Genomic DNA, 16,095 nt, shown 5'->3' with positions numbered 1-16,095 from the left:
CCGTCGTCGAGAATCACCTCGCTTTTGGGCTCCGATTTGCTACCCCGAGACGTGTCGAGTACCCTCCGTGCCTTCCGTGACCCGGAGTTCCTCTCGCTTTCGGGGACGGCGTTCGCCCGCGCACAGGCGTACTCGACTATCGCTATCGCGTTGGCGCTGTACGCCGACCAGTTCGGGACGACGAGTACCGTCGAGGGGCTGTTCGGCACCGTCTTCGCGCTCACGCAACTGCTTATCGTCCTCCCGCTCGGCCGATACATCGACACGCACAACGCAAAACGAGTGTTGCTCGTCGGATTCCTCGTCAATCTCGCCGTTTTCGTCGGATTCGCGCTCGTCGAAACCGTCTCACACGTCATCCTCGTTCGGATGATACAGGGGGTCGGAGCGAGTCTGCTGTGGATTACCGGCTCGACGGTCGTCGGCGACATCGCTCCCAACGGCGAGCGCGGTCTCTGGTTCGGCACGTACAATCAGGTCGGTGCGTTCTCCAGTCTCGCCGGCGACATCGTCGGCGGCGCATTGCTCGCCGTCTACGGTTTCACCGAAACGTACGCCGTTCTCTCCGCAATCACGCTCGGGGCGTTCCTCGCCGTCGCCGTCGTCCTGCGAACCAACCCCGGCGGCCGCTCAACCGACGACCGCAGCGGCCGGGAGACGTTCCGGGACCTCCTCGGCCGACGAACGCTTCAGGCGCTGACGGCGTTTCGGCTCGGAACCGGATTCGGAAAGATGGGCGTACTGTTGTTCCTCCCTATCTACGCCCGAACGGGGTTCGGGATGAACGCACTCGTCGTCGGTATCGTCCTCGCGGGCGGCAAACTCACCAAAGCGCTCACACAGGGATACGTCGGTGAGTTGACTGACCGTGTCGGCGGCAAGAGCCGTTTCATCGTCACGGGGGCGCTGCTGTACACGGCCGGTACGCTCGCGATTCCACTCGCGGAGTTCGCCGACGGCCTCGTTCCCTCGCTCGCAGTCAGTTTGGTCGGCCGCTCGCTTACCTTCCCGCCGGCGTTCGCCGTCCTCTTCGGAGCGTTCGCACTCTGTGGCGTCGCCGACAGCATCCGACTCCCGGCGAGCATGTCGCTGTTTATCGAGGAAGGCGAGGCCGTCGATGCGACGGCGGGAAGCATGTCGCTCCGGTCGGTGTCGTGGAAAATCGGGCAGGTCGTCGGTCCACTGACGATGGGTGTCGTCTGGGACGCCTTCGGCGTATTCGCCGCCTTCGGCGTCGCGGCCGGCTGTATCCTCCTCTCGACTGCGACGTTCATCGGCCTCAGTTTCTCGCGGCCGGCGACCGCCTGACGGGCGACGCTACTGCGTGAATCCGCTCCCGCGTAGCGCAGGTTCCTCGTTGTCGACCGACACTTCACAGTCGAAGACTGCACGAATCGTGTTGTGCGCCTTGTCGTCGTGCATCGTGGGGTCCATCGAGAACACGCCCAACATGTCGCCGGAGCGAATGCGTGCGGTGAACACGTGCAGGAACCGGAACATCGTTCGCAGTTCCGCATACATCAGTGCCGTCGACACCGTCGCGAAACCGACACGAACCGGCTTCGTGTCGTCATCGTCAAGCAGTTTCGCGAACTCGAGGCTGATTCCCGTCAAGTCGCCGGGGGAGTTCAGTTGCTTGACCGGCACGCCCTCGACGGCGCTGTCGTGGTTGGTACACTCGATGACGCCGAGTTGTTCGCGGGATGCGCCGCGGTCGAGCAACTCCTCGACGACGGTTTCGGCGTCCGTGTTCGTCGTGATGACGATTGCACGTTCGCCGGAAGCGGGCGTGACGGCATCGAATAGCCGCTCGTTGGTCTCCGGTGACGGCCCGGACACCAGCACGCTCGTCCCGTCGTCGAACGTCGCGGGTTCGCCGAACCCGTCGACGCGATAGCTCACCTGTCGTCACCCCCTCCGTCGTCTGACTCGCCCTCGATGTCCCGAACCATCGCCACGAACTCGTCGCTCTCCATACCCGGCAGCGCCGAATCGATTTCCGAACGCAACTCCATCAACCGATTTTCGAGGTCCGCGAACTCCTCGCTCTCGGCGAGTTCCTCGTCGGGTTTCGACGACCGAAGCGCCGCCTGCTTGGCCGACAGCGCGTACAGTTCCTGTTCGAGGTCCGCGAACTCCGAGCGCGAAAGCAGCCGCTGGACGGTCTCCAACAGTTCCTCGCGCTCGACGGGCTTCGTGAGATAGTCGTCGAAGCCCATCGTAATCACGTCGAAGTCGGGTTCGACGGCCGTCACCATCGCCACCTTACAGTCGGTGGTCCGCTCCCGCAGTTCGGCAAGCACTTCGTCGCCGCTCATCCCCGGCATCAACCGGTCCAAAAGCACCACGTCGACCGAATCGTCGAGTTGTTCGAGCGCCGCCTCACCGCCCTCCGCCGTCAGAACCTCGTAGTCGTCCTCCAGCCACCGAACGTACAGTTCGATGAGCGCCCGTTCGTCCTCGACCACGAGGACCGTCGGCTTTCCATCTCCCTCGGTCATTAGATATCTCGTCTTTTGGTGGGGGGCACGTATAGTTTGGCGTCTGTCTGCTCAAAGAGTATTATCGCGGCTATGAGGATGCCGAAACGAAGTAGAGTGATCGTTCATTATTCTCGTACACAATTGTTAGAACGGCATAGTGGTCTGATGTGACAGCTTCATCAAATGTTAGTACGAAGGAGTTCTGTTCATCTTTGACGATTTTATTTAGATTATCAACCCCATCACCGCTGCCAACGTAATCGCCACCGATGACGATACCCGTGACTTCCGCATTACCGCCATCTCCGTCTGACAGGTCGACCGGACTATGGGCGTTTGGATCTTTGTGATAGTGGTTGATACGGAACCGTTGAATGCTGGTATTTTCATCACTCTCAAGAGTGAAGGCTAACTGATCACCTGCAAGAGTGAAATCAAGGAGGGGTGCGTCAAACTCCGAATTGGTCGCATCCGTCAATCTGACTCCAGCTGATGGATTTGGATTCAAACTCGAGACCTGCACAAGGTAATTTGCCTGACAACGAGGACCAGCAGAACATACGCTTGAATCGACTTCTGCAGTCACCGAAACTCGACTATCCGGAGTAACACCAAGTGAAACGCGACCCCTGCCATCAGTTGTTTTCGTCACACTTGACCCAGTGGGTGGTTCGATAGTCACGTCAACGCCGCTAACTGGATTGTTGTACTTGTCTCGAACTTCGTATTTCACGGTCGCGTTCTGTCCGGCACCAACGGTAGTGACGCCGTCCTCCGCCGGCACGATGTAGTGTGGCTCCGGCTTCTCCACACCCGGCTCTAGACCCAGCCGAGACATCCGAAGCGTGTAGCGCTCGCTTCCATCGAGGTCGATTCGAACGGTGTCGTTCGTCGGCTTGCTGACGTTCAGAACGGTACTCTGGCTGCCAACTATTTGCTCCCACTTCGAGAGCGACAACTGGGTTGGAAGTTCGAGCGTGATGTTGTCATCGTTCTCCCCTTCGATAGTCACCGGTCGGGCCGGTGAGCTGACCGCTCTCACGTCTACCGACTGGGTCAACCCACCGGAATCCGAGTAATTGCCGGCCATGAAATTGAGGTTGATATCCGTATCGTCAATGACTGAGCCGGGGTTCTCGATTATCGTCGCATCACTGAAATTGTTGTACAGGATTCCGTACTCGTATCGGGTCGTCGGTGCGTCGTCGAGGTAATTGTAATTGACCGAGTATCGAAGGTTCCGACTCGGGAGCAAGAGCGTATTGCTCCCGTTCATGTAGTCGTTGACCTCCGGTTCGGTTGCACTCGCGTTGGTTATCGTTACGGTTCTGTTCTCGGTCGTCGACAACTGACCCGTCGCTGACGGTGGACTGTAGAACAACAGCCGCGAGGGGTACCCAGTCCCGGTCTTGATTCCTACCGACTGCTTTTCGCCGGTCGTCGCGACCTCATCGACGGTTTGATGGAACTTAATCAAGTCCCCCTGTACCTCCTGATTGTGGTCGAATTCTACTTGTTGGTTTGCTGCCGGAATTGCCTGCGTTTGTAGAATCGCGAGTAGTGCGATTAAGACGCCGAACACCAGTATCGCGCCGACGACCTCCGATACGCCTCTGTTGTCTGTGATGAAATTCATGGGTTCAGATGAGGATGAACACGCCGAGGGTGAGCACCGCCAGAATGATGCTGAACTTCAGCCCGGCGAGGACGTTGTTCTCCGCGAGTTTTCCGGCGAGTAGCCCGCTGCCGATGCCCTGAATCAGCGCCGAGTGGAAGAACACCGTCCGATAGATGTCGACCGGCACGTCGCCGACCGACAGCGGCGTGCTGGCCGCACCACCGGTGTTTGCGCTCGCCGGCGGCGCAGTGTCGGCCAGTTGGCTAATCGGTGTCAGATAGCTCGTATCGAGCATGACGATGACCGCGAGGTACACGAGGAAGCCGATGATGACGATAGCCGTGTAGGCGCCCATCTCGCTGCGGCGCTTCCGTTCGATTTGATAGCGGTTGCGGGTGTCCTCTGCGGCGATGGAGATAATCGTCGAGAGGTCACTGGAGGAGTGGTTGCCCTTCGCGATGAGCTTCATCGTCCGGGTGACCTGCGGAACCTTCAGGCGGTTGGCGAACTCCAAGAGTGCGCGCTCGATGTCGCCGTTCCAGCGGATGTCGTTGCGCACCTTCCGGAGTTCATCGGAGAGGGCGCCCTCGGACCACCGCGAGACGAGGTTCAACGCGTCGACGAGTCGGATACCCATCTGGTTCGCACTCGAGAGGATGTTCAGCGTGTCGGGGAACCGCTCTGCGATTTTCTTCTCGCGGCGGCGCTGGCTCTCGTAGAACAGCGTCAGCGGCACCGACGCGATGAGAAACGGCACGACGAACAGGCCGATTGTCGCCCGAATCGGCACTTCGAGGATGCCCTCGATGGACGCCGGGACGGCACCGGAGATGAAGGCGAACCCGATTGCCAACAGTGCAATCGGAACCGTCACGATGAGCGACAGCAGGGGGTTTCGGTCCCGAATCTGGTCGATGGGGTTGTACAGCATCTCGAGGCGTTCGTCGCGTTGTTTCTTCTGTTCGTAGGTCTCGTATTGGGGGTCCTCGGTGACGCGGGAACTCCACTCGCGGTCGAACTCGACGTCTTCGATTTCGAGTTCGTCGGTGTGTTCGGCGTAGGGTTTCGAGAGGATGTCGACGGCCGCGAGGAAGCCGAGCATTCCGAGCGGAAGGCCGACGTAGACGAGGAAGTACGTCTGCAGCAGCGCCTGTCCGCCGAGCAAACTGATGACGAGCAGGGTGACGATGAGGAACAGCGGCGCGGCGACGAAGGCGACGACGAAAATCTCGGAGAGAATCGACAGCGTTCCGAGGAAACTGTCCTGTTCGTCGCGAGCCTCGTCCATGTACGTCTCGGCTTCGTCTTCGAGGAACACCGAGAACTCACTGCCCGAGTCCAGCACGGAAATCATGTCGTCGAGGAACTGTTCGAGATTCTCTGACGGCGTGAGGTTGCGGGCGTCGCGCAGCGCCGTAAAGAGGTCGTTGCCGAACAGTTCCACGTCGCGGACGACCATGTCGAACTCGTTGGACACCTCGCCGTACACCTCGTCGGCTTCGGCGAGTTCCTTGACGACCTCGAAGGTGTTCATCCCACCGTAACTGAGCGCGTACATATAGACGATGGCGTGCGGGAGCAGGATGTTGATGCTTCGTTCGCGCGTGCTCGTCCGCATGCGAGGTAGTAATACCCCGTCGCGAACGCGCCGCCGGCGAACAGCACGACGGAGAAGACGACGACTGCGATGCCGAGGAGGGCCTGAAACACTGTCTCGGTGACGCCGAGTTGAGAGAACCCACCGAGGAACGCCAACTGGACGCCGAGCAGTGCGCCGAGGAACAGTCCGATGGCGGCCGCGATGAAGGTGTAGCCCGTGATGCGGGTGAGGTAGATGTCGTAGGTGTACCCCATCCGCGCCTGGTTGAGCCACCGCTGAAGGTCACGGAACCGCTCCGGGTGGGTGAGAAACCACGTCCGAAGGTAGCCGTGTTGGTCGCGGAGTCGCTCCTTGTCGGCCTCCGAGAGGTCGTGTCGTTCCGGGAAGTACTGTTCGAGTTCGTAGTCCGGAATCGGCGTCGCGTCGTCAATGTTTCCCTGACTCATTCTGTGTCTTCGAGGTCGCCGGGCTCTAAGGTGCCCTCATTGACCATCTTCAGCAGTTTCTCCTTGTTGCTCCCGAACATGTGAATCGCGCTCGTCACCTCGTTGTAGCCGGAGATGTCGTTGTCGACGAGGTATTGGAGGAACTCACGTCGCTGTCGAAGTTCCTCGGCCAACTCGCGGCCGCTCCAGCCCCGGTCGTCGGCGATTTCCTGGAGCACCTGGGAGTTGTTCACTCGCTGAATGGTGTCGGAATCGGCATCGCGTGCGAAGATGTCGATGGCACGGATGGACTCCTCGGCGTCGCTGCCGGGAAGGATTTCGGTGACGCCATCGTTCCGCCGGACCCGGTCGCCGTCCTTGAACGTCTGTTTCTGAACGGAGATGATGTCCAACTCCAACACCATCTGTGCCGGCACGTTCAGCGGCTTGTTTTCGAGTCGGTTCAACACGCCCTCGACGCTTTCGGCGTGAATCGTCGTGTAGGCGGTGTGGCCCGTCCCGATGGCCTGGAAGAACGTGAACGCGACGTTCTGCTCGGTTCGAATCTCACCGACCAGCAGGTACTCGGGACGCTGTCGGAGTGCGGCCTGCAGCAACTCGTACATCGACACCTCGCCACGTCCCTCCGAGGTGATGGACTCCCGCGTGAGGCTCTGAACCCAGTTGTCGTGCGGGAGCGTGATTTCGCGGGTGTCCTCGATGGAGACGACTTTCGCGTCCTCGGGGACGAACATCGAGACGGCGTTCATCGAGGTGGTCTTCCCCGACCCGGTGCCGCCCGAGAAGATGAGCGAGCGGTTGTTCTCGATGGCGAGCCAGAAGTACGCCATCTGCTCGACGGAGAACGTCCCGCGTTCGACGAGGTCGACGGGCGTGAAGGGGATGTTGGCGAACTTCCGGATAGTGAAGTTCGACCCCCGGGTCGCCACGTCCGACCCGAAGGTCAACTGCACGCGGGAGCCGTCAGGAAGCGTCCCGTCCATCAACGGTTCGGAGACCGACACCTGCTCGCCCGCTCGCTGGGCAAGCCGCAAGGCGAACGAGGAGAGTCGCTGTTTGCCGAAGGTGATGTTCGTCGGCATGTCGCGGTGTTCGGCGTGGTAGACGTAGACGGGAATGTCGATGCCGTCACAGGAGATGTCCTCGATGTTGGGGTCCCGCATCAGCGGGTCGATACGGCCCAAGTGAACGAAGTCCCGCAGGAGGTAGTATTTGAGCTTCAGAAGCGAGCCGTCATCGATGGTCGCGGCCGCGTGGTCGGAGATGATTTCCTTGGCCTTCTCCTCGAAGATGGCCTCGCGGTCGTCGTCGGCCTCCAGGTCCTGATACATCAGGCTGTTGCGGAGAATCTTCACGAGGTCCTCACGGACGTACTCCTCGAACTCCGTCAGTTCTGGCTCGTGGACGTGGTATCGGAGCCGTTCTTCGTCGTCACGTCGAAGAATCGAGACGTACGCGTAGGGCTTGTTGACCCACAACCGCTCGATTTCCTCGTGGTTGTCGAGATACGAGAAGTCGAAGAACTGGCCCTTGATGAACTCGATGCCCGGGCGCTCGGCGAACGATTCGTCGATGTCGGTCGTCTCGAAGTACTCGTGTACCTCCCGAAGAATCTCGCCCTTTATCGGGTGGTCGGAGACGATTTGTCTGTCTTCCTCGCGCGGACTGCGGGCCTCGGCGACCGCCGGGGAGTCCTCCTCGGTGTCCGACGCGGCCGCCGACTCCTCGGCTGCTTCATCCGTAACGTCGGCTCCCCCGTCATCGGAATCCGACTCCTCAGGTCGTTCTGTCGTCTCGTCGTTCCACTCGAATTCCTCGGCCTCGCCGTCCGAGGCTTCACTATCACTGCTCACGGTTCCTCCGTCTGTCGCCGGTGTGTCGGTCGGCGAACCGTCGTTTTCGTCCCCCATTTGGCTCGAACCTACGTTTTCCGTTTTTGTGTATCATCATTAGTGTTATACCGGGTTTGTACGGCGCTACTTATGTGGATGGTCCTTGAGACCACGTCTCAGTATCTCATGGGTAGTGTCGTCGAGGTGCGACAGAGACGTGTGTTAACTCAGGCCTAAAGGCGAACGGCCTTATTAATGATGCACGAAACGAACAGTGAATCTACCGAAATTTTTCATTAGAGGTCGGTCACGGTTCGGCGGCTTCCGGGAGTCGATACCGCGAAAATCAGGCGTCGAGGCCGACGGTCATCACGGGAACGGGCGACTGTTCGACGACCCGCTGGGAAACGCTACCGACGATGTTTCGCTCGTAGCTACCGCCGCTGGTCCCCATCACTACGAGGTCGATATCGGTCTCATCGATGTAATCGAGGATGGCCGAAGAGGGGTTGCCGACATCGATATCCGACCCCGTTTCGATTCCACGCCCGTCCGCCGTGGTGACGGCATCATCGACTGCGGCCCGTGCCTCGTCTTCCAACTCATTCCGGACGGTCTCGATACGGTCGTCGTCGAGAGTCAGAAACGCGCGGTCGTCAACGACGGACAGCACGTGAAGCGTCGCATCCCGCGTCTCGGCGATATCGAGTGCGTACTCCAGTACGTTTCGGGAGTGGTCGGTGCCGTCCGTTGGAAAGAGAATTCGGTCGAACATCAACAGTGGTACCGAAACGTTTCGGACACATAAGTCCGCCGTGAACCCGCCGACACAGGCGTGCTAGCGTGGTTCTCGATGACAGAGTGACGACCCGCTTCGAGTACAGGAAATATATTGATGGGTCGCTTCACTCCCCGTTCACCGTTCCGAGGCCTCACTACGTTCGGCCTCGCTATGCGCCGGCCGGGAGTGAGAAAACGCGAGCGTTTTTCGAACTACGGGCGGCGCACGACCGCAGGGAGTACATTCACGGGTCGCTTTGCACCCCGTTCATGCTCTTGAGGCCTCACTACGTTCGGCCCCGATATGCGCCGGCCGGGATTTGAACCCGGGCCATGAGCTTGGAAGGCTCAGGTCCTACCACTAGACCACCGGCGCTCACTCTGGCCCCACCACGGGGCACATTCGGACCTATATCCGCCACCCCCTAAGGAGTTTTCCGTTCTCACCGACCCATAACGGTTTGTGGGCGGCAAACCTGTTGCCTGTATGATCATCACCGTCCCCGTCGACGGGACCGAACGGGGCCTCGAAGCGCTTCGGACCGCTGTCGACATCGCCAATCGAATGGACGCCGGGGGTGGATGTCGTCCACGTCACCGACGACCGTTCGGAGGAGAACTGGTACCTCCTTGAGGAGGTAAACGGGGTACTCGAAGCGTACGACGGCGACGCCGAACCTCGAATCCTCATCGAGGACGGCGCCGACGGTGCCGGTGCTTCGAAGGCCGTCGGCGAGCGCATCGTCGAGGCCCTCTCCGAAGGCGACTACGAGTTCGTCGTGATTGGACGACACGAGGAACGGGGTGCCCTCGACCGCGCGCTTCTCGGCAGTGCCCCGGAGGTCGTCCTCGAAAATTCGACGGTTCCGGTCATGCTGGTGTGACGACGGCGTAGCAGTTCCCGCTCGATATTCGTGAGTCGACGACTTCGAGACCGCTTGCCGCAATGTCGGCGTCGAACTCCTCGGGCGCGTAGATGTGATAGAACCGCGGGACGGTCTCCCCACCCGGGAGCGTCCAATCGACATCCGTATCGAACCCCTCCGTGGCGTCGGCGGAGGCATCGAAGGCGTCGTGGGCGGTGCTCCACGCGCTCACGAGCGCCTCGCCGTCGGGTGTGAGGACGCGCGCCATCTCGTCGAGGCTCTCCCGGCGTAATTTCCGGGACGGAAGGTGATGCAGCGTCGCAACGTACACCGCCAACTCGGCGCAGTCGTCGGTCAGGGGGAGTGCTGAAGCGTCACCTGTGAGAAACGACCCCTCCGGCGCGCGCTCCCGTGCGAGGTCGAGCAGCCGTCGACTCACGTCGACGCCCACCACCCTCTCGGCGTGGTCGGCCAAAAGCGCCGTGTGACGACCGTTCCCACAGCCGATGTCGACTGCTCGGTGAGCGTGGCGTCCCTCACAGAACGATTCGACCTCCGGCCAGGGGTACTCACGGGTCGCCGCGAAGTGGTCGGCGATTCGTTCGTACGTCGCCCGAACCGCCGCCCGGTCGTCGTCCATACCGCGCGTTCGACGAGCGCACACAAGAGCGCGACGGTAGACGGCGCTTTGCCCCCCGCCAGCCGGCGTGAGCGACTCAGCCCAGAAGCGTCAACACGAGGTACGTCACGGTGAGCATAATCGTCGAGTGCTTGACGCCGTCTTTCACCGACCCACCGCCCATCATGCCGCCGACCAGTCCGGAGAGCGTCGACTGTATCAACGCGGTGTGGAAGAACACCAACCGGTAGGCGTCCTCGTCACCACCCTGAAACCCTCCAAGGACGCTCGGAGCGTTCTGTGCGAGGTCACCCTCGACGGCCCCCGTATCCGGGAGGTTCGGGATGAGGACGAAATCCAAGGCGACGATGACGATGAGGAAGACGATAAAGGAGACGTAGATGACGACGAGGTAGGTGAACATCTCCTGTCGCCGTTGGCGGCGGAGTCGCTTGTCCGCCCGAGCCTGTTCGGCGGCGATGCGGAGCACCGGCCCGATTTCGTTCGACGCCCGCATCGCGTTCGTGATGAGCGTGACGACCCGGGTGACGGAGGGTGTCCGAACGCGCGTCTCGAAGCGGTCCAGCGCCTGTGCGACGGTCGCTCCCCACTGGATGTCCCGCCAGATGCGGTCGACCTCCTCGTCGAGGGCGCCGATGTCGCTGCGCCGAACCCGGTCGAACGAGGAGACGACGGCGATACCCGCCTCGTTGAGACTCGCCAACCGTTCCAGCAGGTCGGGGACGGCGTCTTCGAGGCGCCGAAGCCGCCGTTGCTTGATTTCGTAGACAACCGCGAACGTCCCCATGAGGAAGATGCCCGCTTGTACCAGCAAATCGTCCAACAGTCCGAATTCGATGGTGCCGTCGACGACCACCGACGGCGCCCGATACGCCGTCACCAGCACCGCGATTGGAACCGTGACGACGAAGACGAGCGTCGGTCGCTGTATGACCGACTGCAGCGGAGCGGTAAGCGTCTCCCGAACCGCTCGGAGGCGGTCGTAGGCGCGCAGTCGCTCGTGGTTGCGTTCGGAGTTCGGATAGTTGTAGCCACCATCGGATTCGATGCCGACGTGTTCCGTCGTCACGTTCGACTCGGCTTGGAGGATTCGGCTGCTGCTCCCGGTCGTCTGTAGCGGTTGTAACACCTCGATGAGATACGCGAGAAACAGGAGATTCCCCGCCGGAAGGACGACGTACGCGATTGCGCGCATGAGAAACAGCGTATCGCCCGCGGTCAGCCCGATGATGAGGAGGATGGTGACCAAAAACAGCATCCCGGCGACGACGGTGGTGACGTACACCTCCGCGGTCGTTGCGAGCAAATCGAGGATTTCTTCCTGCTGTTCTTCGGCCTCTTCACGGTAGCGCTCGTACTGCTCTCTGAGGAACTCCGAGATGTTCCGGCCGCTCTGGAGGACACTCGAGAGGTTCTCCGCGAACTGCTCGAACTGCTCGGAGGGCGTCCGCTGGGAGAGGTCTCCGATTGCCGTCACGAGGTCGACGTTGAATAAGTCGATGTTGCGGACGGCGACGCCAACTTCGGCGGCCCCTTCACCGAAGACGCTCTCGTTTCGCGACAGCGCCCGCATCACGTCCGGAAACGCCATCCCGCCGCGGGTGAGGGCGTAGATGAACGCGACCATCCGTGGCATCCCGGCGTCTATCTGCCGGCGCCGCGCATCCGCCCGGAGCGACGGAAGCCGCCAGCGGACGGCGTAGGCACCGCCCGCAGCGAGTAACCCAACGAGGCTGCTCGTCGCCAACAATACGGCGAACACGAAGCCGTCGAACACCTCGATTCCGAACGTCGCCCCCGGGAGCTGCGAGAGAAACGGCACGTCAGCGATGCCGTCGAAGAGACCCAACGAAGGTACGGTAATCGTCGTCGAAAGCCCCACCTCCCGAAGCACCGCCAACAGGCCGACGCCGACGTACACGCCGAGAACACCGCCGGCCATCGCCGAGCCGAAGATATACAGGTACGTCTTGGCGGTGTACTCCCGGTAGGGCGTTCCGATGGCTGCGCTGCGGAGCAACCGCTCGCGTTTGACACTCGGTTCGATGCTCTTGCCGTCGAACAGCCTGAAACTGGTTCGTGACAACAGCGCCGAGAGGCCCTCACTGTACGCCGCCGCGAGAAACAACCCCACGATTGCGAGCGCACCGAGCAGCGGGAGGAACTCCAGCATCTATTGACTCGGCGTCTCGACGGCGTTGGCGTCCAGTTGGTTCGTCTCGATTCGGTCGATGACTTCCTCTGGGGTCGCGTAGTAGCGGTTCACCATCGCCGTGAACTCCTGATACTGGTTTACCCCCTGCTCCCAGAGGTACTTCAGGAACGTCCGGCGGCGCTGCATCTCCCGGAGCAGTTCGGACTGGGACCAGCCTCGCTCCTCGCGTATCTCGTCGAGCAACTGCTTGTTCCCCTCCTGGAAGGAGTCGTTAGAGGAGTTCCACTCGTAGGCTCCGGTGTAGTCGAGTTCACCCGTCCGCTGGTCGATGCCCTCGATTTCAGCGATGGCGTCCACCCGGCGAACTCGCTCGCCGCCGAAGCGTGCGAGCGTCTGGACACACAAAACGTCCAGCGACTGAACCATCGGCCGCGGAACGTTGATGGGTTCGTTCTCCAGCCGGTTGATGACCGTCTGCACCGAGTCCGCGTGCATCGTCGACAGCGTCGTGTGGCCGGTGTTCATCGCCTGAAACAGCGTAATCGCCTCTTCGCCACGAACCTCGCCGACGATGATGTACTCCGGTCGGTGCCGGAGGGCACTTCGGAGCAGGTCGTACATCGTCACGTTCGAGGCTTCATCGAGGCGTTCGCGGGTGACTGACGACAGCCAGTTGTCGTGATACAGCGCGAGTTCCCGCGTGTCCTCGATGGTGATGAGTTTCGAACGGGGCGGAACGAACATCGAGATGGCGTTCATCGAGGTGGTTTTCCCCGATGCCGTCCCGCCGGCGAAGATGATGTTCTTGTTGTGTTCGATGGCCATCCACAGATACGCCATCTGGTGAAGCGAGTACGTGCCGAACTCCAGGAGGTCGATGGGCGTGAACGGTTCCTCGCTGTATTTCCGGATGGTGAACGCCGACCCGCGTGGCGTCACTTCCTTCCCGAGTGCCAACTCCGCTCGCGACCCGTCCTGAAGGGTCGTCTCGACGACGGGGTTCCCCACGGAGATGTGTCGGCCGGCCTGCTGGGCCATGCGGACGACGTAGTTGTCGAGTTCCTCCTCGGCGAAGGAGATGTTCGTCTCGATGTCCTGATACTCGTCGTGGTAGGCGTACAGCGGGATGTCGTAGCCGTCACAGGAGATGTCCTCGATGGAGGGGTCGTGCATCAGCGGGTCGAGACGACCGAATCCCTGAAACCGCCGGTGTAAGTAGTAGTAGAGCCGATAGAATCCGGCAACGTCGATTTCTATGCCGTACTTTTCGAGGCGGGTCCGGAGTTCCTCGGCCAACACCTCCTCCGGGGTACCGTCTCGGGAGTGATACAACAGCGGCGTTCGAACGTCGTCGTACAGCGTCGAGAGGAGTTCGGCCTCGAACCGGTCGAGTTCCGGTTCGATGACGCGATAGAGGTGTTTGTCGTCGGTATCGCTGTAGGTCACGACTGCGTAGGCAAACGGCGCGTTCAGCCAGTACCGCTCGATTTCGCGGTCGTCGAACTGGCGGTCACCGACGACTTCGTCGTGCCGGCCCGGTTGGTACTGCGTCGCTGGAATCCGGGAGCCGCTGAACGTCTCCGCCGTCCGACGGAGACTGTTGCGGATGGCGTCGAGCGGACCACCGGCTTGATTGCCTGACATTGGTTTAGTACCCTCCTAACGACAGTTATGACTCCGTTGTCGCCGGGTCGGCATAAAACCACGCTGCAACTCGCGGTGTGTCCCGGAATCGATGGGACACGAAACGTCGGACATCAGGTCCGTTCGACGACGAGCAACAACCCACCCAGCAGGTACATGAACAGGATTCCGATGGGAACCGTAATGCCGGCGAACCCGGTCAAAAGGAGATACGTCGACGCCGTCAACGGCACCGCGGAGAGAATCAGCAACGCCCCCATCAGACGAACGGGGTCGACCGGCGACTCGGCTTCGAGTCGTTCGTCGTAGACGTAGTAGACGGCGCTCAGCGCCAAGGCGACGGTGAAGACGGTGGCGGCGAGTATCCACAACTGGTAACCGAAGGCGACGCTCGCGTTATCCGGAAAGCCCGGCGCGCGATGGACGAGTAGATACGGTGTGTCGTACTGGCCGAAGTCGACGCCGGGGATGAACTGGAAGAACAGATAGAGGAAGTGGATGCGGTACAGTCGTAGACCGCCCTGACTCGCATACGAGACGCTCCACGGCAGCAGCGCACACAGCCACGCGGACAGTACCGCGAGTTCACCGGCGTACTCCGAGCGGACCCACATACCACCTCACCCACGCGGGGGCAAATAAAAGATACCGCATGGCAGTCGTCAACCACTGCCTCACTCTCCGAAAATGTGCACCGAACGTCTGACGCTGGCGTTACGTTCATCACTACGGCGACCCTACGTCGTAGTAGCAAAGGGATGCGGCGTGACTACTTCACTCTGACCGTCGACGGGATGGACGCGGACGACCCACAGCGGCCGGTCGTCACGATTACCTACGAGGGACCGACCGGTCAGCTCGAATCGAGGTTGACCAAGGGCGACAGCGTACTCGAAAGCGACGAAATCGACGTCGCCTTCCGGCTCAAAGAGCCGCTGGACTCCGAGGAAGCCAACGGCGTCGTCGCCATCGCCGACCGCGTCACCGGCGAGTACGTCTTCGAACTCAACGCCACGGCCGGCGACGTGTTCTCCTTCGTCGAGGCCGCCCGCGAGTTCGGCCAGCGGAGCGACTCCGAGAGCCGCTACCGAATCGTCCTCGAAACCGAAGACGAACACCTCGCCACCTACGACAAGTCGACCCTACTCGTCTACGACGCCGATGGCGAACTCCTGCGCGGGCAGAGTCTGATTCCCAGCGGCGTCGAACTGTAACCGCCGAGGACGTTTTTACCCGGCGAGAAAGCGAACGAAGAGATTACTGGACGAGGCCGGCGACGACCCGCGATTCGGCCTTCCGGAGGTGTTCGTCAACCGTCGACGGCGCACAGCCGAGGTTGTCGGCGATGTCCTTGTGGGTGGCCCTGCGCGGAACGTCGTAGTACCCCTCCTCGATGGCCGTCTCGAACACTTCGAGTTGGCGGTCGGTCAACGGCGACAGCAGGTCTTCCGAGCCCGGAACGTACGTGCCGGCGTCGCCGACCGAGAATTCGAGCGAATCGGGTATCGAACCGAGTGCCCCACGGAGGTTTTCGTGTGTTCCAACGAGCGTCGCACGCAATTCGTCCCCGGTGAACTCCAGCGGCGTGTCGATGATGAGCGCGTACTCGTGGGCGATGTCGAGCAGGGCGTTGCCACGGGTCGTCGAGTCGGCCTGAATAAACGCGTGATACCCCTCTCCGACGATGTCGACGACCTCGTGGTCGTGGACCGACGGTTGGTCGTCGAGTGCGTCCCCGAAGGCGTCGCCGTCCCCGACGACGCGGTACAGCAGTACGGTCGTCCCGTCGGCGCGGGAATCGACGTGTAAAAGCGACTCCCGAGAGACGGCGTCGTGGCCGGCCACGAACTCATCGATGGGGTGAATCGCTCGTTCCGTGGGTGAGATATCGAGTTTGAGGTATTTCATGGGGTCTCCGCTCTATCGGATTCGGGACCGTGTTTGGGATTTAAGCTTCTGACAAAACCATCCAAACGACCCCGGCATCGGGAAACGCAGAGCGGAAACGCTTTTGGGACGGGTCGCCGAGTG

General features: G+C 61.2%; 15 protein-coding genes and 1 tRNA gene. 3 read left to right on the top strand and 13 right to left on the bottom strand.

All coding sequences use genetic code 11. From position 1 onward, the window contains the following. Window positions 1-51 precede the first annotated feature (51 nt). A complete protein-coding gene (locus NMP98_RS03145) occupies window positions 52-1,308 on the top strand; it encodes an MFS transporter (RefSeq protein WP_254860107.1) in 1,257 nt (418 codons plus the stop codon). A gap of 9 nt (window positions 1,309-1,317) precedes the next feature. Here NMP98_RS03145 and NMP98_RS03140 read toward each other — a convergent pair whose 3' ends face one another. From NMP98_RS03140 to NMP98_RS03105, 8 genes are all read right to left on the bottom strand, one after another. After that, entirely contained in the window at window positions 1,318-1,902 is a 585-nt protein-coding gene (locus NMP98_RS03140; protein WP_254860106.1) for a DUF7504 family protein, read from the bottom strand. Continuing rightward, window positions 1,899-2,501, bottom strand: a complete 603-nt coding sequence (locus tag NMP98_RS03135; RefSeq protein WP_254860105.1) for a response regulator — start codon at window positions 2,499-2,501, stop codon at window positions 1,899-1,901. Before NMP98_RS03135 ends, NMP98_RS03140 begins: the two co-directional genes overlap by 4 nt. Before the next feature lie 70 nt (window positions 2,502-2,571). Further along, window positions 2,572-4,119 (bottom strand): Ig-like domain-containing protein, encoded by a 1,548-nt coding sequence (locus tag NMP98_RS03130; RefSeq protein ID WP_254860104.1) that lies wholly within the window; start codon window positions 4,117-4,119, stop codon window positions 2,572-2,574. A 4-nt stretch (window positions 4,120-4,123) separates the two neighbouring features. Next, on the bottom strand, window positions 4,124-5,719 hold the full coding sequence (locus tag NMP98_RS03125; RefSeq protein ID WP_254860103.1) for a type II secretion system F family protein: 1,596 nt from the start codon (window positions 5,717-5,719) through the stop codon (window positions 4,124-4,126). After that, a complete protein-coding gene (locus NMP98_RS03120; RefSeq protein WP_254860102.1) occupies window positions 5,632-6,147 on the bottom strand; it encodes a hypothetical protein in 516 nt (171 codons plus the stop codon). Before NMP98_RS03120 ends, NMP98_RS03125 begins: the two co-directional genes overlap by 88 nt. After that, complete coding sequence (locus NMP98_RS03115; RefSeq protein ID WP_254860101.1) at window positions 6,144-8,000, bottom strand: ATPase, T2SS/T4P/T4SS family; 1,857 nt, start codon at window positions 7,998-8,000, stop codon at window positions 6,144-6,146. The genes NMP98_RS03120 and NMP98_RS03115 overlap by 4 nt, the downstream gene beginning before the upstream one ends. A gap of 325 nt (window positions 8,001-8,325) precedes the next feature. After that, window positions 8,326-8,754: a universal stress protein gene (locus tag NMP98_RS03110; RefSeq protein ID WP_254860100.1), complete on the bottom strand. Its 429-nt coding sequence runs from the start codon at window positions 8,752-8,754 to the stop codon at window positions 8,326-8,328. A 310-nt stretch (window positions 8,755-9,064) separates the two neighbouring features. Next, window positions 9,065-9,135, bottom strand: a tRNA-Gly gene (locus NMP98_RS03105). A 202-nt stretch (window positions 9,136-9,337) separates the two neighbouring features. Between NMP98_RS03105 and NMP98_RS03100 the strand changes: the two genes are divergently transcribed. Continuing rightward, window positions 9,338-9,643, top strand: a complete 306-nt coding sequence (locus NMP98_RS03100) for a universal stress protein (RefSeq protein ID WP_254860099.1) — start codon at window positions 9,338-9,340, stop codon at window positions 9,641-9,643. Here the strand turns inward: NMP98_RS03100 and NMP98_RS03095 are convergent. The 4 genes from NMP98_RS03095 to NMP98_RS03080 form a co-directional block, all read right to left on the bottom strand. Further along, window positions 9,630-10,265, bottom strand: a complete 636-nt coding sequence (locus NMP98_RS03095; protein WP_254860098.1) for a class I SAM-dependent methyltransferase — start codon at window positions 10,263-10,265, stop codon at window positions 9,630-9,632. The genes NMP98_RS03100 and NMP98_RS03095 overlap by 14 nt on opposite strands. A gap of 76 nt (window positions 10,266-10,341) precedes the next feature. Further along, window positions 10,342-12,438, bottom strand: a complete 2,097-nt coding sequence (locus NMP98_RS03090) for a type II secretion system F family protein (protein WP_254860097.1) — start codon at window positions 12,436-12,438, stop codon at window positions 10,342-10,344. Beyond that, entirely contained in the window at window positions 12,439-14,064 is a 1,626-nt protein-coding gene (locus tag NMP98_RS03085; protein WP_254860096.1) for a type II/IV secretion system ATPase subunit, read from the bottom strand. Between the two features lie 113 nt (window positions 14,065-14,177). Then, entirely contained in the window at window positions 14,178-14,678 is a 501-nt protein-coding gene (locus NMP98_RS03080; RefSeq protein WP_254860095.1) for a DUF7549 family protein, read from the bottom strand. A 144-nt stretch (window positions 14,679-14,822) separates the two neighbouring features. Here NMP98_RS03080 and NMP98_RS03075 point away from each other — a divergent pair, with 144 nt between their 5' ends. Next, the gene (locus NMP98_RS03075; protein WP_254860094.1) at window positions 14,823-15,278 is read left to right on the top strand and encodes a DUF5793 family protein; all 456 of its coding nucleotides are present in this window, start codon (window positions 14,823-14,825) and stop codon (window positions 15,276-15,278) included. Window positions 15,279-15,321: 43 nt separating this feature from the next. Here NMP98_RS03075 and NMP98_RS03070 read toward each other — a convergent pair whose 3' ends face one another. Beyond that, entirely contained in the window at window positions 15,322-15,972 is a 651-nt protein-coding gene (locus NMP98_RS03070) for a helix-turn-helix domain-containing protein (RefSeq protein ID WP_254860093.1), read from the bottom strand. Window positions 15,973-16,095: the final 123 nt, after the last annotated feature.

The sequence above is a fragment of the Natronomonas gomsonensis genome, assembly GCF_024300825.1.
Taxonomy (GTDB): Archaea; Halobacteriota; Halobacteria; order Halobacteriales; family Haloarculaceae; genus Natronomonas; species Natronomonas gomsonensis.
This window is presented reverse-complemented; position numbering and strand designations above follow the sequence as displayed.